Here is a 23,154-nt window from a genome sequence, read left to right on the forward strand (position 1 = left end):
GACGGGAGTTCGACAACAGGGCCTAGAGCGCCTGGGGCGCCCACGGCCCGAGCATGTCCTTCATCGCGTCGGTCATCGCGAACTGCAGCAGCGGACCGTAGGTGATCCGGCCGACGCCAAGGCGGCGGAAGCGGTCGAGATCGTGCTTGACCGGATGCGCCGTGGAGTTCACCGGCACGGAGACGGCTGCCGTCACCGCCGCGAGCAATTCGTCGTTGTCCTGGATGCGCACCGGGTAGACGCTGTCGGCGCCCGCCTGTTCCAGGGCCCGCAGTCGCTCGATCGCCTCGTCGAGGACGGCGGAGGCGTCCTCCGCGTGCAGGAACAGGTCGGTGCGCCCGTTGATCCAGACCGGGACTCCCGCCTCGTCGGCTGCCGCGCGCAGGCCGGCGACGTAGGCCGCGTGCTCCTGCGTACTCCGTACGCGTCCGCCCTCCGAGTGAACGGTGTCCTCGATGTTGAGGCCGACGCCGCCGACCTCGATGAGACCGGCGACGAGATCCGCGGGCTGCCGTCCGTAGCCGGCCTCCAGGTCCACGGAGACGGGGACGTCGACCGCCGCGATGATCGGCCTGACGGCGGAGAGCACCTCCTCGAAGGTCTGTCCCTCCTGGTCGGCGGCCCCCCGGGAATCGGCGAGCGGATGGCTGCCGACCGTCAGCGCGGGGAACCCGGCGTCGGCCGCTGTCCGCGCCGACCAGACGTCCCAGACGGTCGGCAGGACGAGGGGACTGTGCTCGGCGTGCAGTTGCTTGAGGCGTTGAGCGCGCTCAACGGTGGTTCGAAGGTCCATGCCGATCACGCTACCTTCCGGGACGCGCCGACGGGGCGCGGCCGAGGGCGCGAACGCGAGCCGGCGGCGGTCACGGGTGTCCGTGACCGCCGCCGGCCCCTCCGCGCCGACAGCGGGGATGGGACGGCGCGGAGGGATTCTCGGCCCTGTCGGATCAGCTCCGGTAGACGCCGAACTCGTAGAGCGAGTAGCCCCACGGGGTGCCGCGCTCGGAGGTGCTCACGCGGACGTAGCGGGCGTCGCCCGCGACCTCGATGTCATCGATGCCGCCGTCGCCCGCCGTCTGGGTGTGAACGGTGTTCCAGTCCTGCCCGTTGTCCGAGGTCTGGACCGTGTACGCCTTGGCGTAGGCCGCCTCCCAGGCCAGCTGGACGTGGTCGAAGGAGGTGGTCGCGCCCAGGTCGACCTGGATCCACTGCCGGTCGGCCCAGTCGCCGGCCCAGCGGGTGTCGAAGGAACCGTCGACGGCGTTGGCCGCCGGGCAGGGGCAGCCGACGCTGTCCGGCTGGAAGGACGAGGCCTCGGTGGGCTTCCCGGAAGCCAGGTTCACCCCGTCGACCCGGGGCGGCACCACCTTGAGGGACTTCGTCTCGATGCCGACGTTGCCCTTGCCGTCGGTCGACTTGAGGTAGACCTTCCAGACGCCGAGCCTGTCCGGTGCGGTGACCTCGAACGTGCCGTCACCCCGGTCGGTGAAGGCCGCTTCCGTCAACTGGCCACCGTTGTCCATGTACTTGGAGTTGACCAGCACCTGGTGGGTGAGCGGGTCACCGTCCGGGGCGGAGACGGACGCCTTGAAGGTGAACGGCTTGCCCGCCTGGACGGCGGAGGCGTCGTCGACGGTCATACCGCTGATGACCGGCGGGGTGTTGTCGCCGGAGGTGTCCGCGCCGAACGCCTCCTTCACCGCGTAGTAGGAGAGCCGCTTCTGGCCCGCGGGGAGCAGGTTGAACCAGACGGCCGACGAAGTCGTACTCGGTCCCGTAGTGGAACAGCGTGGCGCCGAGCGACACCCCCTCGTGCCCGTCGACGCGGTCCCAGGCCCGCTGGTAGCCCTCGGCCTTCGCCACGTCGCCGGGCTCGTCCGGTACGCCGTTGGCGTCGTCCGGCACCTCCCACTCGCCGGCGGGCCCGCCCTCGGTGACGATGTAGGGCTTGTCGTAGCCGCCGCTCTCCCAGGTTTCCTCGATGTCGCAGACGGCGTCGTAGGAGTTCACGGCGTACAGGTCGAGGTCGGGCGCGTTCTTCTTGTAGTACGGCCAGGCTCCGGTCCACGCGTCCGTCGAGGTGACCGGGTGGTTCGGGTCGACCGCGTCGAGAGAGTGTCAATAGTTGGTGAACGATGCGCTGGGCAGAGGCTGTTGGGCTTCGGGAAAACGCTCTCCCGGCAGACCCGCACACGAGAGCGGCCCCGCCGTCGGGCGGGGCCGCTCACAGTGCCTTCGCCGAGCCGACGGGATCCGGCGGCCCCGGGCCGCTCGCGGCCCGGCACCCTCACCCGTCGGCGGGAGCCGCGCCGCCGAGGAGGACGGCGGGACGGCTCCCCCGGATCACGCGGTGTGCAGAGTCAGCCCGTACCGGTTGAGGATCTCGTTGACCGGCTGGTGCCAGGTCTCCCCGCCGCCGGAGCAGTTGCCCCAGCCGCCGGAGGTGACGCCCTGGGCCTGGTCGCCGCTGATGAACGAGCCGCCGGAGTCGCCCCCCTCGGCGCAGACGCTCGTCTTGGTCATCTGGTGCACGGCGCCCTGGCTGTAGTTGACGGTCTCGTTCTTGGCGAGGACCCTGCCGCAGTGCCAGCGCGTGGTGGAGCCGGAGCGGCAGATGGACGCGCCGATCGGCGCCTCGTTCGAACCGCGGACCAGCTGGTCCGAGACGGTGCCCCAGCCGAGGACGACCGGCACGGTCCACCAGCCGTTGGCCACGTTCACCCAGGCGTAGTCGTCGCCGGGGAAGGACGAGCCCTGGAAGTTGCCGATGGCCGAGCCGTCCCAGCCACGCACGGACTGGCCGGCGCCGCCGCAGTGCCCGGCGGTGACGAAGCCGCCGTGGACGGAGAAGCCGATCGAGCAGCGGACGTTGCCCGTGTAGTACGGGTCGCCTCCGACCGTTCCCGCGGCAAAGGTCTGCGGCGCTTCCGCGGTCGTCTCCACGGTCACGGGGCCGGCCTCGCGCGCCTTGGCGACGAAGGACCGGACATCGTTGTCACCTTGCTCGGACGCGACGACGTTCACGACGACGCTGCTGGTCGCCGGGTCGACGTGCCAGCTGCTCACGCCGGACGGGGCGGACAGGGCGTCGATGCGGGCCTTCGCCGCGTCGAGCCGCTTCGCCGAGTGCTCGACGACCCGGGCGTCGGCGCCGGAGGCCCGTACGGCCTCGGCCTTCTCGGCGTTCGTGACGGCGACGACCAGCTTGCCGGTCCTCTCGTCGAACCAGGATCCACCGAAGGCGGAGCCCGCGGCGCGCCGCACGGTCGGCTCCAGGGCGGTGGCCGCCTTCTCGTCGGCGAGCCGCGCGACGGCCTCGCCCTCGGTGAGGCCGAAGTCGCGTTGCATCGCGGTGAGCAGGGCCGTGGAAGCGGGGGCCTCCGCGGAGTCGGTGGGGGCGGCGGAGGCGGACGACGGGCCGGCGACGGCCCAGGCACCGAGGAGCAGGAGTGCGGACAGACCGGTCCGCAGCACGGTTGCGTGTCTCAAGGGAGTGACCCTTCCTGTTGTTCCAGCGACGTGGGGGTGGAACGGGAGGCGTCCGGGAGCGTGTGTCGATCGTGCCGTTTGAGAGCGCTCTCAGATGCGCCGTCCCGGACTGTAGCGGAGTTCGATAGTCAGGTCCATGCCAATGGAGACGATGGGTCGGAAGAGGTGAGCGCGAACGCCGCACACCGGGGTGAGTAGGCGTACTCATCCGGCCCGCAGGCACGCGTCCTACTGTCACCGGAACAGGGGACGGGGCCAGATGGAGGAGCTGATCATGACCGGATCACGCCGCAGAGGGTGGCGAGCCGCGCTGACCGGCACGCTGGCGGGTTCGCTGGTCGTGCTGGTGGGCGCGTGCGGAGTGGTCGACACCGATGACGACCGCCGGGCGGCGGAGGAACTGGCCGAGAAGCACTTCCCGGGGCAGCTGGAGGCGATCGGAGCACGCACGCTCTTCCCGGGCTCCGGCGGCTCGGAGGTCACGTTCGCGGTGGCCGACGACCGCGACGCCGTGGTCCGGCTCCGCATCGACACGGACAGCGCGGACGAGGGCACGTGCGACCGCGAGGACTGCGCGGGGGCCCTGACCGAAGCCGTGAAGCGCGGGCGGCAGCAGGCCGAGGAGTTCCGTATGCTCAAGGGCGCCTTCGACGCTTGCGGTTATGAGGTCGTCGCCCTGGGCCCGACCGGCGCCCCGCCCTACGTCGTGGCCGAGCTGACGAACGCCACCGTCGCGAAGGTGCTGGGCGAGATCGGGGAGTGCGTCCAACGCTGGGTCACGGCGAGCGGGGCCGCCGGCACGTTGACGAGGGCCCAGGGGGCGTACGTGAACGTGGTCTCCCCGTCCGTCGCCGAACGGCGTCACCGGGGCGAGGCGTCGTGGCCCACCGTGATGCGGCTGACCCGGCAGGACCTCCTGGCCTCGCTCACCGAGCAAACCTATTTCTCGGCGAGTTACGAGATCGTGGCCGGCCGGGTGGACACCACGGGCCGCGCCCGGGTCGTCCGCCCGTTCCGGGAACGCCAGGAGTTCGGCGACACGGTGCAGAACGCGGTGAAGGAGCGCCTGCGCGCCGCCTACCCCCGGGTGGTCATGAGCACCTACCAGTGGATCTGGCGACTGGAGCCGGGCCGCGTCGACCGGCAGACCGGCTACGTACTGTTCTGCCCCGAGCCGGACGCGCGCGGGCAGTGCGTCAACAGCGACGACGCGGCCCTGGTGACCACGGACGAGCACGGCACTCCGGTGGGGAGGATCCGGCTCGTGCACGACGTACGCGAGGGCACCGGGATGCTGCGGCTGCCGCCGTACTGAGGACGGGGCTCCCCGGGACTCCGGCGCGCCGTACTGAGGACGGGCCGCCCCGGAACCCCCGCTGTTCGCTCCCGGCGCGGGCGAGGACGGTTTCCCGCGGGCGTCGCCGGAGGTGTCGTGGGATGGTGGCGCCATGACCATCGCCGTTCGCCCGGCCTCGGTGTTCGAAGATGTTCGCACCCTGGTCGGCCCGAAGTCACCGCAGGCCAACGTCTGTTGGTGCCTGAGTTACCGCATTCCGTCCAAGCTCGACACCGAGCTTCGCGGTCCCGCGCGGGGTGAGTACGCCGCCGGGCTGTGCCGTGCGGAGCCTCCGCCGGGGGTGCTCGCCTACGACGGTGACGAGCCGGTGGGCTGGGCCGCCGTGGCGCCGCGCTCGGACACCTCCTTCGCCCGCAGCCGAAAGATCCCGCACGTCGACGACCTGCCGGTCTGGTCCCTCTGGTGCATCCGGGTTCGCCCCGGTCACCGCGGCAAGGGGATCTCGCACGAGCTGATCGCCGGTGCGGCCGAGTTCGCCCGCGCCCACGGTGCGCCGGCGGTCGAGGCGTACCCGCTCGACAGCGGTGACGCCAAGGTCGATGTGACGATGGCGTACCCCGGGATCCGGAAGAACTTCGAGCGCGCCGGGTTCACCCACGCCGCCGACACCACCTCGGTGCTGGCCGGCCATCCCCGCGTCCTGATGCGGCTCGACCTGCGCGGGTAGCGGCGATCGTCACCCCCGCGGCACCCACGGCCGCAGCTTCTCCGGGTTGCGGACCACCCAGATCCGGGCGACGCGGCCGTCGGTCACGTCGAACGAGGCCACGGTCAGGACGACGCCGCCCCGCAGGGCCACCAGGCCCGGCGCACCGTTCACCGACCGCTCCAGGAGTTCCAGCCCCGGGGCCCGGTCGGCGATGGCGACCATGTACGAGGCGATGCGCGCGTCTCCTTCGATCGGGCGCAGTGCGGCACCGACCAGACCGCCGCCGTCGGCGGTCATCACGGCGGACGGGTCGAGGAGATCGACGAGGGCCGCGATGTCCTTGTTCTCCCAGGCCTCCTTGACCCGCCGCACCACATCGGGCCGCGCGTCCGCCGCCACCGGAGTCCGGGCGTCGGACACCCGCCGCCGGGCGGAGGACGCGAGCTGCTTGCAGGCGACGGGGGTCCGGCCGAGCACGTCGACGATCTCCGCGAAGGGGTAGCGGAAGACATCGTGCAGGACGAACGAGACGCGCTCGGCGGGGGTCATCGTCTCCAGGACCACGAGGAAGGCCATGGTCACCGACTCGTCCAGGACCATCCGGTCCGCGAGGTCGGAGCCCCGGCCGCCGCCGCGCTCGACGGGGTCGGGCAGGGGATCGGGCAGCCACGCGCCGACGTAGCGTTCGCGCCGGACCCGCGCCGAGCCGAGCACGTCCAGACAGATGCGGCCGGTCACGGTGGTCAGCCAGGCGCCGGGTGACACGATCTCGTCCCGCCGGCTCGGCGGCAGCGCGTACCAGCGCGCGAAGGCCTCCTGCACGGCGTCCTCGGACTCGGCGAGCGATCCGAGCAACCGGTAGGCCACATTGATCAGTCGGCCGCGCTCACCGGCCGGCCCCTCCACCTCCGGCCTCGCCGCCCCCATGCTCCGGCCCCCTCGCCTTACCTTTCGCCGGCCCGTGTCGTCGGGTTGGTGAGACCTTATCGATCGACTGCCCACGGGCGGAAAAAGGGGCGCGGCATGGCCACTTGGATTCCGGCACGGCACGCGTTCTCGTTCCTGCGGATCGCGATCGCGCTGCAGACTCTGACGATCTTCCTTCAAGCGGTCACCTCCGGACTGCTGATGACCTCGTCCTACGGGGAGACGCTGCACAGCGTCGGTGCGCGCGTGATGCACGGGGCGTCGATGCTGTACGTACTCGCGGCGGTGCTGGCCTGGAAGCCGGGCGGCGGCCCGCCCCGGCCGATCCTGTACGCGTCCGGCTTCCTGGTCCTGGCCTCGGTCCAGGTCGCGGTCGGTATCGCGCACCTCCCGTCGGTCCATCTCCCCCTGGGAGTGCTGATGTTCGGGCTGAGCCTGCTCGCCCTGGCCCGGCGCTGAGGTCCACCGCGACGGGTCACGAGTAGGGGTGGCCAGGACCGGAGTCGTCGACGGTGACGGCCACGCACCACCGGCAGGAGCTGTCGCCGAAGATCGGTCGCGCCCTGCTCCTGCGTGAGGGGCGCGTCCTCGCGGCGAGGGCGGTCGAGGACGTCCTCACACAGGAGCGCATGACCGCCTGCTTCGGCCGCCCCATCGAGGTGTCCCGGCACGCGGGCCGCTGGCCGGCCCGCGCGGGCGGGCTGGGGTGGACGGGGTCCGTCCCGACCCCGTGCACGGGTTAGGCCCGCCAGGATCCGCGGCGGCGGGACCCGCCACTGCCCGGACGGCAGTCGCACGCGGGCCCGGGCGTCAGGCTCCCCGGCCGGTTGAGGGCAAAGGGGGCCGGATCGCTGGGGGGCAGGGAGCCTCAGGGCTCCAGCAACGGCAGTCCGGCCGTACGCCACAGGTCGCGGAACCCGTGCTCCGCCCCGGGCCCTTCCGCCGCCGTACGCCAGACCCGAACCGTAGCCCCGCTGTCGGCGGGCCCGTCGAGGGGCGCCCAGCCCGGGTCTCCGTGGGCGGCGAACCCGGCCCAGGCACGGGTCATGCGCCGGGAGAGTTCCTCGTCGGCCGGGCCGGGCGGGCCGCCGACGAGGAAGTGGACGCTCTCCTCGTGGAGGTTGCCGAAGGCGAACGGAACGTCCGCGCAGTGCCAGGCGCGCACCCGCCGCCCCGCACGGTCCCGACGGCGGTCGAAGCGGGCGAGGAAGGCCCGGCCGCCCGCCAGCGCGTGGGCCTCGGCGAGGCGGGTGCTGTACTCGGCGAACAGGAGGCCGGAGCAGAGGGCCAGGTAGACGTCGAGAACCGGCGCGTCCGGCAGAAGCTCCCGGTGGCCCTCGACGAGCGACGCCGGAAGCCCGAAGTCGGCTGCGAAGACCGCCAGTCGCTCCTTCGATGTGACCTTCGCGCTGCTGCCGACCGCGTCCAGGAGCCAGTACTCCTCCGTGGTGTGGCAGACCAGCAGCTCCACCGCGCCGCCCGCTCCGGCCGCCAGTGCCTCCAGCGGGTCGGCGGTCAGGAGGACGCCGTCGGCGACCGGGCCGAAGATCGCCGGGTCGTAGTGGCGCCGCCCCGAGCCGGGGTCCTGTGCGTACCGCTCGCAGACCCGGTCCGTCGCGGCCACGAGTGCCTCGGGCGGGGCGGCGAGCAGCCCGGCACGCGTGGCGGGCACCCCGGCCGCCGCAGCGACCTCGGCGGTGGTGCGGGCCGCCTGCTCCACCGTGGCGAAGGCGTTGACGGCGCTGTGCAGGACCGCGCGGCGGAAGAGGCCGCGCGCCCGGTCGGCCACCGTCAGGCAGGCCACGGAGGTGGCGCCCGACGACTGTCCGGCCAGGGTGACCCGGTCGGGCGAGCCGCCGAACGCGGAGATGTTGTCCCTGACCCATTCCAGGGCGGCGATCTGGTCGAGGAGGCCACGGTTGCCGGGGAGGTTCGTGGCACCGCCGTCGGCGTCGGGCCCGGGCATGCCGCTGACGACATCCGGAGGTTCCGGCACGTGGCCGAACCCCTCGAAGCCGAGGCGGCTGTTGAGGGTGACGACGACGAGCCCCAGGCCCGCCAGCGCGGTGCCGTCGAAGTCGGGCTGGGCCGAGGACCCGAAGACGTACGCGCCGCCGTGGATCCAGACCAGCACGGGCAGGTCGCCCGGCCCGTCGGCGGGCGTCCAGATGTTGAGCGTGAGGATGTCCTCGTCACCGGGCGACCAGCCCGGCGCGCCCGGAAGTTCGGCCGACTGGGGGGCCACCGGCCCGAAGGCGGTGCACTCCCGCACGCCGTCCCAGGGTTCCGTCGGCTGCGGCTTCCGGAACCGGCGGGCGCCGAACGGCGGTGCCGCGTAAGGGAGTCCGAGTACGGCGACGATGGCGTGGTCCCGGGCGGCGCGTCGCCCCCGTACCCTCCCGGACCTCGTCGTGAAGACGTCCACGGCTCCCACTCCCCCGTCGCTGCCTCGTCCGACGCTCGGCGCGGCCGGGCCGGCATGCCGGACCTCCGGCGCCACCACCACCGGATTGATCCTGGCCCGGTCCCCGGTCTCCCGCCGGCCTGCGTAGTCCCCTGTCCGCCTATCCGGCGATCAGTTCGCGCACGGTGGCCATGTCGCTGAACGGCAGCAGTTCGCCCCGGATGCTCTGGTGCGGTTCGCTGCCCTTGCCCGCGATGAGCACGATGTCGGCCGGCCCCGCCTCCGCGAGCGCCGCGGCGATGGCCAGGCGGCGGTCGGTGATCCGCTCGAACGGCGTTCCGGTCGCCGCGATGCCGGGGGCGATCTCGTCGAGGATGGCCTCGGGGTCCTCGTAGCGGGGATTGTCGGAGGTGAGGAAGCACAGGTCGGAGTGGTCGCCCGCGATGGCGCCCATCTCGGCGCGCTTGGTGGTGTCGCGGTCGCCGCCGCAGCCGAAGACGGTGATCACGCGGGCCCGGGCGAAGCCCCGGATCGTGGTGAGGACCTTGCTGAGGGAGTCCGGCGAGTGGGCGTAGTCCACGATCACCGAGGTGCCACTGGAGGTGTGGAGGCGTTCGAAGCGGCCGGGGATCTGCGGCATCCGCTCCAGCGCGTCGACCAGCCCGGTCAGACCGTGGCCGAGGAGGTGGCAGGCCGCCACGGTGGCCAGCGCGTTGGAGACCGAGAACCGGCCGGGCGAGGGGATCGCCGCCGGGTACTTGCGGCCGTCGTGGTGCAGCGTGAACCGGGTGCCCGAGGCGTCCACGGTGAGATCGCTCGCGCGGTAGTCCGCGTCGCCGTCCAGCGCGTACGTGGTCACGGCATCGGGCATCAGCTTCCGAATCCCGGCGCCCACCGGGTCGTCGGCGTTGACCACGGCGCGCCGGCACAGCCCCTGGAAGAGGCGGAGCTTGGCGTCCCGGTAGTTCTCCATGGTGCCGTGGTCGTCGAGGTGGTCCTGGGTCAGGTTGGTGAAGACGCCGACATCGATGAACGTACGGTCGAGGCGGTGCGTCAGCAGCCCCATCGAGGTGGCCTCCAGGACGACGCTCCCGGTGGCGCGGTCGCGCATGTGCCCCAGCAGATGCTGCAGATCGGGCGATTCCGGGGTGGTGAGCACGGAGGGGGGCATCGGGATGGGCTCGTCCCCGATGCGGCTGCCCGCGGTGCCGATCACCCCGACCCGGGCCCCCTCGGCGATCCGCAGCACCGACTCGGTCATGTACGAGACGGAGGTCTTGCCGTTGGTGCCGGTGATGGCGATCAGGTCCATCGCCCGGCCCGGCTCGCCGAAGTAGCGCGAGGCGAGGACCGCCGCGGCCCTGCGCACATCGGGGACGCGTACGGCGCACACATCGCCCAGTGCCGCGGGCAGCGGCGGCGCCTGTTCGTCGACGAGTACGGCGACAGCTCCGCGGGCGACCGCCGGGGCGACGGCTTCCGGGCCGCCGGCGGTGTGGCCGGGCACCGCGGCGTAGACGGAGCCGGGGGTGACCCGGTCCACGTCGAACGTCGCTCCGGCGGTGACGTCGGTGCGGGCGGGGGTTCCCCGCAGCACGTGGTGGTCCTGCCCGGCCATGAGGTCGCTCAGCTTCACGATGATCCCTTCGAGTGCGGCGCCGTCCGGCTGGTGCGGCCGTCGCCGGGAAGCGGTACGGGCGGGTGCGCCGTGGGCCGCGTGGTGCTGTGGAGCCGCTCGTGACTCTCGCGTCCGGCGAGCGCCGGAGGCGACGGTGAGGTCCGGCGCTCAGCGGGCCGGAGTGGTGGTGTGCTGGTGCGGTGGTGTGTTGGTGTGGGTGAGGAGGCGGCGGGCCGGGGCTCTTACGCCGGGGGCCGGGCGCGCCGGACGCTGCTGTCGGGAACCGCGGCGTGGGCCGCTAGCCGTGGCCGTGCAGTGCGGTACGGCCCGTTCCGGGCGCCGCGTCCGCGGGCACCGGGAGCACAGCCGCGCGGGTGGCGGCCGGGGGCAGCGCGGAGGCGGCCCGGTGCGGGCGGGTCCTCGGTTCGGCGCTGCGTCCCATGGGCCGAGTGTACGTGCGGTGGGAAGGGTCCCGGTCCGCCGCCGGGCGCTCCGGGGCCGGGGACGGCCGGGGACGGCCCCGGGTGCGGCCCCTGGCGCGGCCCCTGGCGCGGCTCGACCCCCGGATGCGCGGCGAACGGGCCACGACCTGCGTACGGGCCGGTCCGCGAGGCGCGTCCGCGGCGCCGGGACCCGATCTTCCCTTTGCGGCCGGAGCGGGACCGGAGTGGAATTGCGTACAGGGGACAGTGGTATGCGGTACTCCCGGAGGAAAGGACGCGCCATGAGCGACACCGACTGGGGGGACGACGTCTACCAGCCCCAGGAACCCGAGGCTTCCGACCCCGACGAACAGCTCGACGCCGGGGACACGCTCATGGATCCGTCCGGGACCGGCGACCCGCTGGACGAGGGCTACGCTCCGCCGGACCGCCCCTGGGTCGTCGACGGGCTCGGCACCACGGCCAACGAGCGGCACACCGGCGAGTCCCTCGAAGCGCGGCTGACCAGGGAAGTGCCCGAGCCGGACGGTTTCGCCGGCGACGGCGTGGGCGATCTGGTGGGCGGCGAAGGCGAGCCCTTCGACGACGAGGTCGGCGTCGCCCGCGCGGGGCGGCTGACCCAGCAGGCGGACGGAAGCGTCCCGGCCGCCCTCACCGCCAGCGACGTGGGCATCGACGGGGCGGCGGCGTCGGCCGAGGAGGCCGCGATGCATGTGATCCCCGAGCCGGGGGACGACGCCCTCCTGGAGGCCGGTCCTGCGCCCGGAACCAGCCCCTCCACCGGTGGCGGGGCCGCTTCGCCCTCGCCGTGAACAGGCCGTTGGCGAGCGCCCGCCCCTGAACGCGACTGTCCCCGGGCCCGTAGTCTCCTGACCGAAACAGGGCGGCCCCCGCTCCACCGGCTGCTCGCGCACGGCAGGTGCCGCCGGTCCCAGGAATCACTTCCGGGGCCGGCGAACGTCTTCCCCCGGTCCGTGCCCGGGCGTGCTCGCCCGGCCGGGCGCTCCCGGCGTGCGGGCGGGGACGGGACGTGGGTTAGTGGCTGCGAGCCCTGTTCACCGTGGTCCGCGACCGCCGACCGTTCACCACCGGCGATCCACCGCCGTCCGTACACCGTCGTAGTGGAGTGCGCGTATGCCCGACGCCGTCCCCGACCCCGTCTCCGTCCAGCCCGTCGTGGCGCCGTTGACCAGCGCGGCGCTGTTCCTGGTCGGCACGATCGAGCCGGGCGGCGAGAGCGCGGTGCTGGACGTGCTGCCGGATCTCGCGGCCGCCGCCCGGTCGCTCGGCTTCCGTTACCCGGACGCCGGTCTCGCCTGTGTCGCGGGCTTCGGCTCCAGCGCCTGGGACCGGCTGTTCGCCGGGCCGCGCCCGGCTCGCCTCCACCCGTTCCCGGAGCTGCGAGGCCCTCTCCACCATGCCCCGGCGACCCCCGGCGACGTACTGCTGCACATCCGCGCCGAGCGGATGGACGTCTGCTACGCGTGGGCGGCCCAACTGCTCGACAAACTCGGCGGGGCGCTGCGGATCGTGGACGAGACGCACGGCTTCCGCTACCTGGACCACCGGGATCTGCTCGGCTTCGTGGACGGCACGGAGAATCCGGTGGGCGACGACGCCCGTTCGGCGGCGCTCGTCGGGGCGGAGGACGACCCGCAGTTCGAGGGCGGCAGCTACGTCGTCGTACAGAAATACCTGCACGACCTGACGTCCTGGAACGCGCTCTCCGTGGAGGAACAGGAACGCGTCATCGGCCGCACCAAGGTGGACGACGTGGAGTTCCCCGACGACGAGAAACCCGCCGACTCCCACCTCACGCTCAACACGATCACCGACCCGGACGGCACCGAACGGGACATCCTGCGGGCGAACATGCCGTTCGGAAGCTTCGGGAAGGGCGAGTTCGGTACGTACTTCATCGGTTACGCCGCCGATCCCGACGTGACCGAGCGGATGCTCCGCAACATGTTCCTCGGCGATCCGCCCGGCACGCACGACCGCATCCTCGACTTCTCCACCGCGGTCACCGGTTCCCTGTTCTTCGCCCCCCGCGCCGACTTCCTCGACGCTCCGCCGCCCCCGCCCGTCCTGACGCGCGCCGGGGACCGGCCCGAACCGGCGCCCGCACCGGTCCGGCAGGGGCCTCTCGCGGCCGGGGCGGACCACGGTTCGCTGCGCATCGGCAGCCTGCAAGAAAGCGCCCAGTGATGAACAATCTGCATCGCGAACTCGCGCCGGTCACCCCGTCCGCCTGGGACGAGATCGAGGAGGAGGCCCGGCGCACCTTCCGCCGCCACGTCGCCGGCCGCCGCGTCGTCGACGTGTCCGATCCGGCGGGTCCGACACTGGCCGCGGTCGGCGACGGCCATCTGAACGACATCGATCCGCCCACCCCGGACGTGGCGGCCCGGGCCCGGACGTCAATGCCGGTCATCGAGTGGCGGGTGCCGTTCACGGTGGCCCGACAGGCCGTGGACGACGTGGAGCGCGGCTCCGCCGACAGCGACTGGCAGCCCGTCAAGGACGCGGCACGCACCTGCGCGTTCGCCGAGGACATGGCGATCATCGACGGGTACGGGGCTGCCGGGATCACCGGCCTGCGGGACGGCTCCTCCCACGCTCCCCTCCCGCTGCCCGCGGACGCGCGGGACTATCCGGTGGCGGTCAGCCAGGCCGTGACGCGGCTGCGGCTGGCCGGTGTGGACGGACCGTACCGGCTGCTGCTCGGTGCGGACGCGTTCACCGAGGCCGCCGAGACCTCGGACCACGGGTATCCGGTCAAGACACACCTGAGCCGCCTGGTGGACGACGAGATCCTGTGGGCGCCCGCGGTCAAGGGCGGGGTGCTCCTGTCCACCCGGGGCGGGGACTTCGAGCTCTGCCTCGGCCAGGACCTGTCGATCGGCTACGCGGACCACGACGCCACGAGCATCCACCTCTACTTCCAGCAGGCCTTCACCTTCCGGATGCTGACACCGGAGGCCGTGGTCGGCCTGATCGCCTGATCCCCGGGGGCGCTCACCGGCGCGTGTCCGGGCGACCGAGCGCCCCTGTTCCGCCGAAGACCTGGGGGCAGCCATCAGGGACCCTGGCCGCATGACGCAGACGACTTCCGCGCACCACGAGGGCGGCACGACACCGCCGGCCGCCCGCTTCGACACCGTAGTGCGGGCGGCCGTGGGACAGGGGCTGCTGGGCGAGGGCAGCCCGGTCGCCGGATTCATCGACACGGACGGCGTGCGCGCCTCCGTCGTCGACCTGCACGACGCCTTCGCCGCCACGCCCGAGGTGATGCACACCTTCGCGGCCAAGGCCTGCTCCCTCGTCCCGGTGCTGCGGCTGCTCGCCGACTGCGGCATGGGATGCGAGGTGGCGAGCCCCGGTGAACTGCGGCTGGCCATGGAGGCCGGCTTCGCCGCGTCCTGTGTGGTCCTGGACTCCCCCGCCAAGACCCGCGAGGAGATCCGGCTGGCGCTCGCCCTCGGCGTCGCCGTCAACGCCGACAGCCTCGACGAACTGCGCCGCATCGACGCGCTTCGCAACCCGGGCACCGCCTCGGTCATCGGACTCCGGGTCAACCCTCAGGTGGGCGGTGGCTCCATCGGGCCGATGAGCACGGCGACCGACACCTCGAAGTTCGGGGTCGCTCTGCGCGACCCGGGGGCCCGCGAGGCCATCGTGGGGGCCTTCCGGGGGCGGCCGTGGCTGACCCGGCTGCACGCCCACGTGGGCTCCCAGGGCTGTCCGTTGGAGCTGATCGCGGACGGGGTGGCACGGACGTACGAGCTGGCCGAGGAGATCAACGCGACGCTGGGCGTCCGACAGGTCACCAGCCTGGACATCGGCGGCGGCCTTCCGGTCAATTTCGCCGACGAGACCGTACGCCCCCGCTACGCGGACTACGTGGCGGCGCTGACGGCGGCAGCCCCCGGCCTCTTCTCCGGCCGCTACTCCCTGGTCACGGAGTTCGGCCGCTCGCTGCTGGCGAAGAACGGGTTCATCGGGGCCCGGGTGGAGTACACGAAGGATGCCGGGGGCCGCCGGATCGCGCTCACCCACGCGGGAGCGCAGACCGCCACCCGTACCGTCCTCATGCCCGACGCCTGGCCGTTGCGGATCGGGGCGTTCGGCCCGGACGGCACGCCCAAGAGCGGCCCGCCGCTGGCGCAGGACATCGCGGGGCCGTGCTGCTTCGCGGGGGACGTGGTGGCGTACGGCCGGGAGCTGCCGGAGCTGGCCGAGGACGATGTCGTCGTGCTGTACGACACGGGGGCGTACTACTTCTCCACCCCGTGGGCGTACAACAGCCTGCCCCGCCCCGCGGTGTACGGCTTCCGGGCGGGGGCGGGGCTGATGGACGGTTCGGGCCACGACGGGCAGGTGTCGTTCGTGACGGTGCGGGACGCGCAGTCGCTGGACGACATCGCGGCGGAGAGCGGTCTCGCGCACGCGGACGCGCTGATCGAACGGGCCGACTGAACGGGCGGGGCGAGGGAACGGGCGGGGCCGGTACGGCCGAGGCCGGCAGGCCGACCGGCCAAGACGCGGACGGCCGGCCGGCCGCCGGTCACGTTCCGGCGGGCTGCGGCTCGGGCTCCGGATCCGGCACGGGGTCCGGCCCGGGCGCGGGCGGCTGCGGGATCGGGTCCGGCGCGGGTCCGGGCCCCGGGCCCGGCGGCACGGGCGGCGGGCCGGGTACCGGAGTGGGCGGGCCCGGTACGGGCGGAGGGGTCGGCGAAGGCGGTACGGGGTCGGGGTACGGGTGGGTCATCGCGATCCTCCACAACGGCACGAAATGGACAGATGGAGCTTTCCTCCACCGTCTCCCGGAGCGGCTGCCCGCGCCTGCCGAGTCCACACCTGCGCCTGGCGACCGCGGCCCGCGAGCCGGTGTGTGCGGGACCGTCCGGAGTGGGCAGGACTCCGGCGAGCTGCCTGGACCTGGCCGGCTCCGTCCGGATCCGCGACCGGCGCCGTCGATGCGAAAGGTGTCCCTCATGCCCCTGCCGAGCGTTCTCGCCGTCCACGCCCATCCGGACGACGAGTCCCTGTTCTGCGGAGGCGTCCTCGCTCAGCACGCGGCCGACGGTGCCCGGACCGCGGTGGTCACGGCGACCTGGGCGGAGGGCACGCACCGGGCCGCCGAGCTCGCCGAGGCCCTCGACGCCCTGGGCGCGGGTCCCCCACGGCTGCTCGGCTACGCGGACGCCCGCATGCCGGGGTCGGCCCCTGGCCGGCCCCGGTTCCTCGACGCGCCGCTGGACGAGGCCGTGGAAGCCGTCGTCGGCCACATCCGTGACGTCCGGCCGGAGATCGTCATCACGGTGGACGCCTACGGAGGCATGACCGGCCATCCGGACCATGTGCACGCCCATCGGATCACCGCGCCGGCGGTCCGGGCCGCCGGTCTCCCCCGCTTCTGTCCGGGGTCCGGTGAGCCCTGGCAGCCGAGCGCCCTCTACCTCGCCACGCACCCCCGCTCGGCCGCTGTCCCGGTGGGCGGGCGGCGGGCCCGGCCGGGAACCCCGGCCGACGCCCTGTACTGCTCGGAGGACGCGTGGATCACCACGACCGTCGACGTCGGACCCTGGCTCCCGCGGAAACTGGCCGCGATCCTCGCGCACCGCAGCGAGGTGGACCGCGGAGCGGCGCCCGGCCGGATCGCCTCGCTTCCTGCGGCTGTTCAGCGCGAGGTGCTGGGGACCGAGTGGTACATCCGCCGGGACCTCGCACCCCGGAACGGATCGGCCACGGCGCTTACGGCGTGACGGGAAGCGTGCGGGGAACAGCGACCGGAGGACCGCTCCGAACGCCCCCGCCACACCCGTACCGGTCCCGGGTATCAGCTCTCAGAACAGCTCGGGGTGGTTCCTGAGCTGCCGCTCCGCCTCCTGGACGAGCTCGGCCGGGGCTTCGGGCGCCTCGTCGGGGTGACGCTGTGCCCACTTCGCCGCGTACGGGCAGAGCGGAACGACGGGAACGCCCTCGCGGGCGGCCATGGTGAAGAACTCCCGGACCAGCGCCCCCGCGACGCCCTTGCCCTCGTGCTCGGGCCGGACGACGGTGTGTACGGCCACCAGCGCGCCGGGAGCCGGGTCCATGACGAAGTACGCGATGGTCCCGGCCGGCTTGCCGTCCTCGTACGCCACGAGGCTGCCGTGCTCCCGGTCGTCCCTGATCTCCACAGCTGCCTTCTCGGCCATGACTCCCGCTTTCTCGTTCGTGACCCTGGACGTCGCTCGCCCCGGAAACACGGACGGCGACCTCAACCGCCCGCGACGACGGCCTGCGGGCTCCGCTCCGTACGGGTCCCGGGAACCGGAGCCGAGGCGTCGGCTCCGAGCGCCACGATCCGGTTCTCCGCGTCCACGTGCACGACCCGCGGCACGAGGGCACGGGCCTCGGCATCGTCGATCTGTGCGTAGCTGATCAGGATGACCAGGTCACCGGGGTGCACGAGGTGTGCGGCCGCGCCGTTGATCCCGATAACACCGGAGCCGCGCTCGCCCTCGATGACGTACGTCTCCAGGCGGGCGCCGTTGTCGATGTCAACGATATGGACCAGCTCCCCGGGGAGCAGGTCGGCGGCCTCCATCAGGGCGGCGTCGATCGTCACGGAACCGACGTAGTGCAGATCGGCCTGGGTGACGGTGGCCCGGTGGATCTTGGACTTGAACATGGTGCGCAGCATGGAGAAACTCCCGGTTTGCCTGCTCCCTGCCTGCGTATGTGCAGGTCAAGGGCTGTTTCCTCACCCTACAACGAGAGGCGATGCCGACCAAGAGGTACGGCCGCTCTCGGGACGGTCGGAGGCCTTCGCCGACAAGGCGCCAGGTCAGCTCGACGATTCCTCCCGTCGGCGGTCGTGGCCCGCAGTGGCGGGGAGAGCGTTGCCGATGAGGACGGCGGCGATGGCCGCGGCGGTGGGGAAGGCGTCGGCGTCGAGGACCCGGGTGCGGGCCGCGGCGCCGTCGATGAGCAGCGCGAGCTGCTCGCCGAGCTGGTTTCCCCGCCGGCTTCGGGGGTGCCACTCGTGGTCCTGCCTGCGGGGGCGCTGTCGCGGCGGGCGTTGTTTAGTGGGATCCGTACCGGAAACGCGATGTCCCGACACACCCGGGACGGAAATGGAGGAGTACGCCATGCCGGCTGGATCCAACAAGAAGCGTGAGCGGCAGTACGAGCACATCAAGGAGAGCCAGGAGGAGCAGGGCGCGTCGCAGAGCCGCGCGAAGGAGATCGCGGCCCGGACCGTCAACAAGGAGCGCGCCCGGTCGGGCGAGTCGAAGACGGCGAGCAAGACGTCGACGCAGGACAGGAAGTCCGCCTACGAACGCGGCGGCGAACGTTCCCACAAGGGGGCGCAGGGGCCCACGAAGGACCAGCTCTACGCGGAGGCCAAGAAGAAGAACATCGACGGGCGCTCCTCCATGAACAAGGAGCAGCTCCGCAAGGCCCTCGGACGCTGACACCCATCGGCGGTCCGGGGCCGGCCGCCACCCGACGGAGGGAACAGGACATGCCCGCAGACGCACGCGGCGACGACGTGTACCAGCCCCAGGACGACGACGGCGGCGATCCGCCGAACGACGAGCTCGACCTGGAGAACACGCTCGACGAACGAGACCTGGACGATCGGATGGAAGAGGGTTACTCCCCGCCCGAACGCCCCTTGGCCGTGAACAAGTTCGGCACGACCGGGGCCGAGGTGCGCCACGGTGAATCCCTGGACCAGCGGCTCGCCCAGGAGACCGACGACGTGGAACCGCCCGACGGCGACGGCATCGGCGACCTCGCCGAGGGTGAGGGCGAACCCCTGGAGGGGACCGAGCGCGAGCCCCGGGCAGGCCGGCTCAGCGCGGCGGACGACGCGGCCGGGCGGGAGAACGACGTCTTCGCCGAGGACGTGGGCGTCGACGGTGGCGCGGCGTCGGCGGAGGAAGCGGCCGTCCATGTCACGGACGAGGCGGACATCCAGGGGCGCGAGGCCTGACGGCCGGTGAAAGTGGGAGACCATGACTGGCGCGGCGATCTTCGATGTGGACGGCACGCTCACCGATACCAATCACCTCCATGTGGTGGCCTGGTGGGAGGCCTTTCGGCAGGCCGGGCACACCGTGCCGATGCCGGAGATCCACCGGGCGGTCGGCCTCGGCTCCGGTGATCTGATCGAGCGGCTGCTGGGGCCCGACCGTGACGCGGAGCAGGACGCGGCCATCAGCTCCGCGCACACGGTGCTCTACGCGACGTACTTCGACCGTCTCCCCGCCTTTCGGCGCGCGGGCGACCTGCTACGCACCCTGGCAGACCGCGGTTGGCAGGTTGTCCTCGCCACTTCGGCGAGCGGGACGGAGCTCGCGGCTCTGCGGCGGGCGGTGGATGCGGACGAGGCGGTCCGGGCCACGGCGAGTTCGGACGACGTCGACCGGGGAAAGCCCTCCCCGGAGCCCGTGGAGCTGGCGTGCCGACTGGCCGGAGTCGGTGCGGGGCAGGCGGTGTTCGTGGGCGACACGGTGTGGGACATGGAGGCGGCGGCCCGGGCCGGGGTGACCGCGGTGGCTCTCCTGTCGGGCGGTACCCCTCGCGCGGACCTGGAGCGGGCCGGAGCGGAAGCGGTCTACCAGGATGTCGCCGATCTGCTCGACCGCCTCGACGACAGCCCGTTCGGGCCGGGCCCCGACTGACGCGCGGACCGCGAACCTCCCGTCGCGTAGCCGTGCGGGCTGGACAGGACGGCCTAGGCCCTGACGGGCCAGACCCCGGCCTCGTCCCGCCCTGTCCACACCCTCGACCGTTATGTACGGAGATCGAGGGGTACCCCTGTGCGGAAGAGACAGCCATGACACGTGCGGAACGAGGATCACATGCAGGTGGGATACAAGCTGGCGGCGGAGGCGTTCGGCCCGGCGGAGCTGGTGAGGCAGGCCGTGCTCGCCGAGGAGGCGGGATTCGACTTCGTCGAGATCAGCGACCATTACCACCCCTGGCTCGACAACCAGGGACACTCGCCGTTCGCCTGGACGGTGTTGGGAAGCATCGCGGCCAAGACGTCGCGGATCGGTCTGGCGACCGGGGTCACGTGCCCCACCGTGCGCTACCACCCCGCCATCATCGCTCAGGCTGCCGCGACACTCGCCCTGCTCTCGGAAGGCCGCTTCGTCCTCGGTGTCGGCTCGGGGGAGCGGCTGAACGAACACGTCGTCGGTCCCGGATTCCCCGACGCGGTCCAGCCCCGGCACGAGATGCTCACGGAAGCCCTGGAGATCATCCGGCTGCTCTGGAGCGGGGGGTACCGGTCCTACGAGGGAAAGCACCTGCGGCTGCGGGACGCCCGGGTCTTCGACCTCCCCGACGAACTGCCTCTGATCGCCGTGGCCGCCAGCGGTCACCTGTCGACGCGCATCGCCGCCGAGCTGGGCGACGGCCTGTTCGCCACGGAGGACAAGCCGAGCATCGTCCAGCACTACCGTGACGCCGGCGGAACCGGCCCGTGCTACGGCGAGGTTCCGATGGCCTGGGCGCCCGACGCGCACAACGCCGCGCGCGCCGCCCTGGAGACGTCGCGGTGGGCGCTGACCGGGTGGAAGGTGATGAGCGAGCTGCCCAATCCGGTCAACTTCGATGCCGCGACCACCACCGTGCGCGAGGAGGACATTCTGCAGAAGTTCGCCTGCGGAGCGGATCCCGGACGTTACGTCGAGGTCGCCCAGAGCTATGTCGACGCGGGTTTCGACAGGCTGGTCATGCAGAACGCGGGCCCCGACCCCGACGGCTTCATCGACTTCTACCAGCGTGAGCTCGACGCGCGCATCCGACAGCTGGAGCCGAACAGCGCGTGAACCTGAAAGCCGGGCCCCGGGCGGGTCGTCGTCCGAGGCTGCGACCGCGGGCATGGCACGAGGCCGCCCGGTGACAAAGGAGCGACGCATGACAGCAGCACCTCTGTGGATCAACGCCCTCGTCATCGACGCTGACAGCCCCGAGCGGCTCGCCGCGTTCTGGTCCGAGCTGCTCAGCCGTCCGATCGTGGACCGTACCGGCCCCTACGTCTGGCTGCGGCGGGAGAACGGGCTGGGCCTGGGCTTCCAACAGGCCGGTGAGCCCCAGCCCGGGAAGAACCGCATGCACTTCGACATCTCCTCCCCCGATCCGGCAGCCGAGCAGCGGCGGGTCGAGGCGCTCGGAGGACGACGCCTGGAGGAGGACGCCGACGGTGGTTTCCTGGTGATGGCCGACCCCGAGGGCAACGAGTTCTGCGTCATCCCCGAGGGCCCCGGCTCCGTGGGCCTCGATGACCAGGGACACGCCCACTACCTCGATCACGATTGAACTCCGCGGTTCGGGAGGGCCGGCCCGCCGCGGGCGGGACGATACCGCGGCGCCTTCGAGTACCGATGTCAGAAGGTGACGTCGTCCGTGGGGATGATCCTGGCTCCCATGTTGCGTTCCATCATGCGCAGAGCCGCGTCGGCGAGGTCGCTGTGGATGTGTGCCACGGCGTCCCGCGGGACGGTGACGTGCAGCTGCCGGATGTGGGCGTCCAGGGCTGAATACAGGACGCACTGTTCGGTGACCTGCCCGCACAGCACGAGGTGGTCGGCGCCCAGTTGGGAGAGCAGATAGCTGAGCGGCGTCTCGTAGAAGATCGAGTGCCGGGCCTTGACGACGAAGAGGGATTCATCGTCCGGCAGGATGGGTTCGATCAGCTCCGCGTTCTTTCCCGCGAGAGTCTTCTCGACGATCTCTCCATGGTGGGACCGCCATTCTCCGAAATTGTCGTTCACATAAATGACCGGCACGTGCTCCGATCGGGCGCGCGCGATGAGCCGCGCGATGTGGGGCAGTGCGCTGCGGACGGATGGAACGAGCAGGTCGGCATCGGGATGATCGTACGTGTTGATCATGTCGACCACGATGAGCGCGTTGTTCCTCATCCATGCATCATCGCAAAGGGAGCACTCGTGTTCCGGCCCACGACCTGCCTGGGCGTTTCACGGTTGGCAGGGTGGGAACCCGGCACACTCGCCCACTGAATACCGGCGACGGAAGGAGCGGACCCGTGCGCGCATTGACCTATCAGGGAAAGCGGGAGGTCCGGGTGGAGACGGTCCCGGACCCGCGGATCCAGGACCCGACGGACGTCATCGTCAAGATCACGTCGACCGGGATCTGCGGATCCGACCTCCACCTGGGCGAGGTACTGGGGCCCTACCTCGACCCGGGCGACATCCTCGGCCACGAACCGATGGGGCTGGTGGAGGAGGTCGGCCGCGAGGTGACCGGCGTCGCTCCGGGGGACCGGGTCGTGATCCCCTTCAACGTGTCCTGCGGGCACTGCTACATGTGCGGTCAGGGGCTGCACTCGCAGTGCGAGACGACGCAGGTGCGCGAGCGCGGCATGGGCGCCGCCCTGTTCGGCTACACCAAGCTCTACGGGCAGGTGCCCGGGGGCCAGGCCGAGTACCTGCGGGTGCCCTTCGGCAACGACCTGCCCATCAAGGTCCCGCACGGCCCGTCGGACGACCGGTTCGTCTACCTGTCGGACGTCCTGCCGACCGCCTGGCAGGCAGTGGAGTACGCGGACATCCCGCCCGGCGGCAGCGTCACCGTCCTCGGCCTCGGCCCGATCGGCGCCATGGCCGCCCGGATCGCCCGCCACCGGGGCGCCGATCTCGTCATCGGGGTGGACCTGGTCCCCGAACGGCTCGACCGGGCCAGCAGGTACGGCGCCACCTGCCTCGACCTGCGCCGCTACGGCAAGAACCTCGGTGACGCCGTCCGCGACCTCACGGACGGGCGCGGCACGGACGCCGTGATCGACGCGGTCGGCATGGAGGCCCACGGCTCCCCCGTGGCCAAGGCGGCGCACACAGCGGTCGGGCTGCTCCCCGACACCCTCGCGCAGCGCATGATGGAGACGGCGGGCATCGACCGCCTCGCCGCACTGCACATGGCGATCGACCTGGTGCGCCGGGGCGGCACGATCTCCGTCTCCGGGGTGTACGGCGGCTCCGCCGACCCGATGCCGATGCTCACCATGTTCGACAAGCAGATCCAGCTCCGCATGGGCCAGGCCAACGTCAAGCGCTGGGTCGACGACCTGGTGCCCCTGCTCACCGACGACGACCCGCTGGGCGTGGACTCCTTCGCCACCCACCACCTCCCGCTCGAAGAGGGACCCCAGGCGTACGACACGTTCCGGGAGAAGGCCGACGGCATGATCAAGACCCTGCTCATCCCCTGATCCGGCGACGGGAACCGGGGCCACTG

24 protein-coding genes and 2 pseudogenes are annotated in these 23,154 nt (G+C 72.2%); 15 read left to right on the forward strand and 11 right to left on the reverse strand.

The features are described from left to right. Positions 1–22 precede the first annotated feature (22 nt). The 3 genes and pseudogenes from AC3CH1_RS02775 to AC3CH1_RS02785 all read right to left on the reverse strand — a co-directional run bounded on the left by AC3CH1_RS02775 (position 23) and on the right by AC3CH1_RS02785 (position 3,489). A complete protein-coding gene (locus AC3CH1_RS02775; protein ID WP_488461375.1) occupies positions 23–793 on the reverse strand; it encodes an isocitrate lyase/PEP mutase family protein in 771 nt (256 codons plus the stop codon). Positions 794–947: 154 nt separating this feature from the next. Further along, positions 948–2,112 (reverse strand): annotated as a pseudogene (locus tag AC3CH1_RS02780) (discoidin domain-containing protein); the annotation flags it as partial. A 231-nt stretch (positions 2,113–2,343) separates the two neighbouring features. After that, a complete protein-coding gene (locus AC3CH1_RS02785) occupies positions 2,344–3,489 on the reverse strand; it encodes a S1 family peptidase (RefSeq protein WP_488461376.1) in 1,146 nt (381 codons plus the stop codon). Between the two features lie 274 nt (positions 3,490–3,763). Here AC3CH1_RS02785 and AC3CH1_RS02790 point away from each other — a divergent pair, with 274 nt between their 5' ends. Further along, complete coding sequence (locus tag AC3CH1_RS02790; RefSeq protein WP_488461377.1) at positions 3,764–4,804, forward strand: SCO7460 family lipoprotein; 1,041 nt, start codon at positions 3,764–3,766, stop codon at positions 4,802–4,804. A 133-nt stretch (positions 4,805–4,937) separates the two neighbouring features. Beyond that, positions 4,938–5,513 (forward strand): GNAT family N-acetyltransferase, encoded by a 576-nt coding sequence (locus AC3CH1_RS02795; RefSeq protein WP_488461378.1) that lies wholly within the window; start codon positions 4,938–4,940, stop codon positions 5,511–5,513. Positions 5,514–5,522: 9 nt separating this feature from the next. Here the strand turns inward: AC3CH1_RS02795 and sigJ are convergent, their stop codons facing one another. Beyond that, positions 5,523–6,422 carry an RNA polymerase sigma factor SigJ gene (sigJ, locus tag AC3CH1_RS02800; protein WP_488461379.1) on the reverse strand — a complete coding sequence of 300 codons (900 nt, stop codon included), beginning with the start codon at positions 6,420–6,422 and terminating at the stop codon, positions 5,523–5,525. Between the two features lie 96 nt (positions 6,423–6,518). On the opposite strand from sigJ, the gene AC3CH1_RS02805 reads away from it, so the two are divergent. Beyond that, a complete protein-coding gene (locus AC3CH1_RS02805) occupies positions 6,519–6,881 on the forward strand; it encodes a hypothetical protein (RefSeq protein ID WP_488461380.1) in 363 nt (120 codons plus the stop codon). Positions 6,882–6,919: 38 nt separating this feature from the next. Next, positions 6,920–7,165 (forward strand): annotated as a pseudogene (locus AC3CH1_RS02810) (hypothetical protein); the annotation flags it as partial. 125 nt (positions 7,166–7,290) lie between these two features. Here AC3CH1_RS02810 and AC3CH1_RS02815 read toward each other — a convergent pair. The 3 genes from AC3CH1_RS02815 to AC3CH1_RS02825 form a co-directional block, all read right to left on the reverse strand. Next, positions 7,291–8,847 carry a carboxylesterase/lipase family protein gene (locus tag AC3CH1_RS02815; protein WP_488461381.1) on the reverse strand — a complete coding sequence of 519 codons (1,557 nt, stop codon included), beginning with the start codon at positions 8,845–8,847 and terminating at the stop codon, positions 7,291–7,293. Between the two features lie 139 nt (positions 8,848–8,986). Further along, complete coding sequence (locus AC3CH1_RS02820; protein ID WP_488461382.1) at positions 8,987–10,462, reverse strand: UDP-N-acetylmuramoyl-L-alanyl-D-glutamate--2,6-diaminopimelate ligase; 1,476 nt, start codon at positions 10,460–10,462, stop codon at positions 8,987–8,989. A 280-nt stretch (positions 10,463–10,742) separates the two neighbouring features. Further along, positions 10,743–10,886, reverse strand: coding sequence for a hypothetical protein (locus AC3CH1_RS02825; protein WP_488461383.1), 144 nt, complete (start codon positions 10,884–10,886; stop codon positions 10,743–10,745). A 282-nt stretch (positions 10,887–11,168) separates the two neighbouring features. Here AC3CH1_RS02825 and AC3CH1_RS02830 point away from each other — a divergent pair, with 282 nt between their 5' ends. From AC3CH1_RS02830 to AC3CH1_RS02850, 5 genes are all read left to right on the forward strand, one after another. Beyond that, positions 11,169–11,699 (forward strand): DUF5709 domain-containing protein, encoded by a 531-nt coding sequence (locus AC3CH1_RS02830; RefSeq protein ID WP_488461384.1) that lies wholly within the window; start codon positions 11,169–11,171, stop codon positions 11,697–11,699. A gap of 322 nt (positions 11,700–12,021) precedes the next feature. After that, a complete protein-coding gene (locus AC3CH1_RS02835; RefSeq protein ID WP_488461385.1) occupies positions 12,022–13,095 on the forward strand; it encodes a Dyp-type peroxidase in 1,074 nt (357 codons plus the stop codon). After that, a complete protein-coding gene (locus AC3CH1_RS02840) occupies positions 13,095–13,892 on the forward strand; it encodes a family 1 encapsulin nanocompartment shell protein (protein ID WP_488461386.1) in 798 nt (265 codons plus the stop codon). The genes AC3CH1_RS02835 and AC3CH1_RS02840 overlap by 1 nt, the downstream gene beginning before the upstream one ends. Positions 13,893–13,983: 91 nt before the next feature. Then, positions 13,984–15,366, forward strand: a complete 1,383-nt coding sequence (locus tag AC3CH1_RS02845) for a type III PLP-dependent enzyme domain-containing protein (protein ID WP_488461387.1) — start codon at positions 13,984–13,986, stop codon at positions 15,364–15,366. 518 nt (positions 15,367–15,884) lie between these two features. Continuing rightward, positions 15,885–16,655 carry a PIG-L family deacetylase gene (locus tag AC3CH1_RS02850; protein WP_488461388.1) on the forward strand — a complete coding sequence of 257 codons (771 nt, stop codon included), beginning with the start codon at positions 15,885–15,887 and terminating at the stop codon, positions 16,653–16,655. A gap of 81 nt (positions 16,656–16,736) precedes the next feature. On the opposite strand, the gene AC3CH1_RS02855 is transcribed toward AC3CH1_RS02850, so the two are convergent. The 3 genes from AC3CH1_RS02855 to AC3CH1_RS02865 form a co-directional block, all read right to left on the reverse strand. After that, entirely contained in the window at positions 16,737–17,090 is a 354-nt protein-coding gene (locus AC3CH1_RS02855) for a GNAT family N-acetyltransferase (RefSeq protein ID WP_488461389.1), read from the reverse strand. Positions 17,091–17,152: 62 nt separating this feature from the next. Then, positions 17,153–17,578, reverse strand: coding sequence for an aspartate 1-decarboxylase (gene panD / locus AC3CH1_RS02860; protein ID WP_488461390.1), 426 nt, complete (start codon positions 17,576–17,578; stop codon positions 17,153–17,155). A 144-nt stretch (positions 17,579–17,722) separates the two neighbouring features. Continuing rightward, on the reverse strand, positions 17,723–17,998 hold the full coding sequence (locus AC3CH1_RS02865; protein WP_488461391.1) for a hypothetical protein: 276 nt from the start codon (positions 17,996–17,998) through the stop codon (positions 17,723–17,725). A gap of 28 nt (positions 17,999–18,026) precedes the next feature. On the opposite strand from AC3CH1_RS02865, the gene AC3CH1_RS02870 reads away from it, so the two are divergent. From AC3CH1_RS02870 to AC3CH1_RS02890, 5 genes are all read left to right on the forward strand, one after another. Further along, a complete protein-coding gene (locus AC3CH1_RS02870; protein ID WP_488461392.1) occupies positions 18,027–18,353 on the forward strand; it encodes a plasmid stabilization protein in 327 nt (108 codons plus the stop codon). Between the two features lie 50 nt (positions 18,354–18,403). Continuing rightward, positions 18,404–18,877, forward strand: a complete 474-nt coding sequence (locus AC3CH1_RS02875) for a DUF5709 domain-containing protein (RefSeq protein ID WP_488461393.1) — start codon at positions 18,404–18,406, stop codon at positions 18,875–18,877. A gap of 22 nt (positions 18,878–18,899) precedes the next feature. Next, on the forward strand, positions 18,900–19,568 hold the full coding sequence (locus tag AC3CH1_RS02880; protein ID WP_488461394.1) for an HAD family hydrolase: 669 nt from the start codon (positions 18,900–18,902) through the stop codon (positions 19,566–19,568). 180 nt (positions 19,569–19,748) lie between these two features. After that, positions 19,749–20,723 (forward strand): TIGR03557 family F420-dependent LLM class oxidoreductase, encoded by a 975-nt coding sequence (locus AC3CH1_RS02885; RefSeq protein WP_488461395.1) that lies wholly within the window; start codon positions 19,749–19,751, stop codon positions 20,721–20,723. An 88-nt stretch (positions 20,724–20,811) separates the two neighbouring features. Further along, on the forward strand, positions 20,812–21,213 hold the full coding sequence (locus AC3CH1_RS02890; RefSeq protein WP_488461396.1) for a VOC family protein: 402 nt from the start codon (positions 20,812–20,814) through the stop codon (positions 21,211–21,213). 68 nt (positions 21,214–21,281) lie between these two features. Here AC3CH1_RS02890 and AC3CH1_RS02895 read toward each other — a convergent pair whose 3' ends face one another. Then, a complete protein-coding gene (locus AC3CH1_RS02895) occupies positions 21,282–21,818 on the reverse strand; it encodes a cysteine hydrolase family protein (RefSeq protein ID WP_488461397.1) in 537 nt (178 codons plus the stop codon). Between the two features lie 125 nt (positions 21,819–21,943). On the opposite strand from AC3CH1_RS02895, the gene AC3CH1_RS02900 reads away from it, so the two are divergent. Next, complete coding sequence (locus AC3CH1_RS02900) at positions 21,944–23,128, forward strand: alcohol dehydrogenase catalytic domain-containing protein (RefSeq protein ID WP_488461398.1); 1,185 nt, start codon at positions 21,944–21,946, stop codon at positions 23,126–23,128. The last annotated feature ends 26 nt before the right edge of the window (positions 23,129–23,154 follow it).

The sequence above is a fragment of the Streptomyces sp. MGP-P1 genome, from assembly GCF_057766565.1.

Bases quoted from the DNA above. Each gene is read 5' to 3' on its own strand.
- AC3CH1_RS02830 (WP_488461384.1), top strand. From the start codon at position 11,169: ATGAGCGACACCGACTGGGGGGACGACGTCTACCAGCCCCAGGAACCC.
- AC3CH1_RS02790 (WP_488461377.1), top strand. From the start codon at position 3,764: ATGACCGGATCACGCCGCAGAGGGTGGCGAGCCGCGCTGACCGGCACG.
- AC3CH1_RS02840 (WP_488461386.1), top strand. From the start codon at position 13,095: ATGAACAATCTGCATCGCGAACTCGCGCCGGTCACCCCGTCCGCCTGG.
- AC3CH1_RS02835 (WP_488461385.1), top strand. From the start codon at position 12,022: ATGCCCGACGCCGTCCCCGACCCCGTCTCCGTCCAGCCCGTCGTGGCG.
- AC3CH1_RS02870 (WP_488461392.1), top strand. From the start codon at position 18,027: ATGCCGGCTGGATCCAACAAGAAGCGTGAGCGGCAGTACGAGCACATC.
- AC3CH1_RS02890 (WP_488461396.1), top strand. From the start codon at position 20,812: ATGACAGCAGCACCTCTGTGGATCAACGCCCTCGTCATCGACGCTGAC.
- AC3CH1_RS02855 (WP_488461389.1), bottom strand. From the start codon at position 17,090: ATGGCCGAGAAGGCAGCTGTGGAGATCAGGGACGACCGGGAGCACGGC.
- panD (WP_488461390.1), bottom strand. From the start codon at position 17,578: ATGCTGCGCACCATGTTCAAGTCCAAGATCCACCGGGCCACCGTCACC.
- AC3CH1_RS02880 (WP_488461394.1), top strand. From the start codon at position 18,900: ATGACTGGCGCGGCGATCTTCGATGTGGACGGCACGCTCACCGATACC.
- AC3CH1_RS02875 (WP_488461393.1), top strand. From the start codon at position 18,404: ATGCCCGCAGACGCACGCGGCGACGACGTGTACCAGCCCCAGGACGAC.
- AC3CH1_RS02885 (WP_488461395.1), top strand. From the start codon at position 19,749: ATGCAGGTGGGATACAAGCTGGCGGCGGAGGCGTTCGGCCCGGCGGAG.
- sigJ (WP_488461379.1), bottom strand. From the start codon at position 6,422: ATGGGGGCGGCGAGGCCGGAGGTGGAGGGGCCGGCCGGTGAGCGCGGC.
- AC3CH1_RS02775 (WP_488461375.1), bottom strand. From the start codon at position 793: ATGGACCTTCGAACCACCGTTGAGCGCGCTCAACGCCTCAAGCAACTG.
- AC3CH1_RS02895 (WP_488461397.1), bottom strand. From the start codon at position 21,818: ATGAGGAACAACGCGCTCATCGTGGTCGACATGATCAACACGTACGAT.
- AC3CH1_RS02805 (WP_488461380.1), top strand. From the start codon at position 6,519: ATGGCCACTTGGATTCCGGCACGGCACGCGTTCTCGTTCCTGCGGATC.
- AC3CH1_RS02845 (WP_488461387.1), top strand. From the start codon at position 13,984: ATGACGCAGACGACTTCCGCGCACCACGAGGGCGGCACGACACCGCCG.
- AC3CH1_RS02850 (WP_488461388.1), top strand. From the start codon at position 15,885: ATGCCCCTGCCGAGCGTTCTCGCCGTCCACGCCCATCCGGACGACGAG.
- AC3CH1_RS02795 (WP_488461378.1), top strand. From the start codon at position 4,938: ATGACCATCGCCGTTCGCCCGGCCTCGGTGTTCGAAGATGTTCGCACC.
- AC3CH1_RS02825 (WP_488461383.1), bottom strand. From the start codon at position 10,886: ATGGGACGCAGCGCCGAACCGAGGACCCGCCCGCACCGGGCCGCCTCC.